Genomic DNA, 742 nt, shown 5'->3' with positions numbered 1-742 from the left:
TGTCGCCGGCCATGTTGGCCAGGCCGCCCAGCGCGCCGCCCATGCCCTCGAGGGCCTTGGTCAGCTCGGTCGGCACGATCCACACCTTGTTGGCGGTGCCGTTCGCGATCTGCGGCAGGGCCTGCAGGTATTGGTAGGCCAGCACCTTTTGCGAGGGGTTGGCCGTGTGGATGGCGTCGAACACCGTACGGATGGCCTTGGCCTGGCCCTCGGCCTGCAGGATGCGAGCCTGGCGGTCACCGTCGGCCCGCAGCACCTGGGACTGCTTCTCGCCCTCGGCGGTGAGGATGGCCGCCTGCTTGTGGCCCTCGGCGTTGAGGATCGTGGCGCGTCGTTCCCGCTCGGCGCGCATCTGCTTCTCCATGGAGTCGCGGATGCTCGGCGGCGGCTCGATCGCCTTGATCTCGACCCGGGTCACCTTGATGCCCCAGCGGCCGGTGGTCTCGTCGAGCACCGTGGACAGGTGGCGGTTGATCTCTTCGCGGCTGGTCAGCGCGCGCTCGAGGTCGAGCGAGCCGATGACGTTACGCAGCGTCGTGACCGTCAGCTGCTCGATGGCCTGCAGGAAGTTCGAGATCTCGTAGGTCGCCCGCACCGGGTCGACCACCTTGAAGTAGAGCACCGTGTCGATCGAGACGACCAGGTTGTCCGAGGTGATCACCGGCTGGGGCGGGAAGGAGACGACCTGCTCGCGCATGTCGACCTTGCTGCGCACCGAGTCGACGAACGGCACCAGCAGGTT

The 742-nt window shown here is 67.5% G+C and carries 1 protein-coding gene; it reads right to left on the bottom strand.

The window, feature by feature from the left end:
* A partial coding sequence (locus M1L60_RS46725) for an SPFH domain-containing protein (RefSeq protein ID WP_253244079.1) occupies window positions 1–742 on the bottom strand: 742 nt, incomplete at both ends.

The sequence above is a fragment of the Paractinoplanes aksuensis genome (assembly GCF_024137025.1).
GTDB classification, from domain to species: domain Bacteria; phylum Actinomycetota; class Actinomycetes; order Mycobacteriales; family Micromonosporaceae; genus Actinoplanes; species Actinoplanes aksuensis.
Note: the sequence above shows the minus strand (reverse complement) of the source record. Positions and strands in the feature narration are given on the sequence as shown.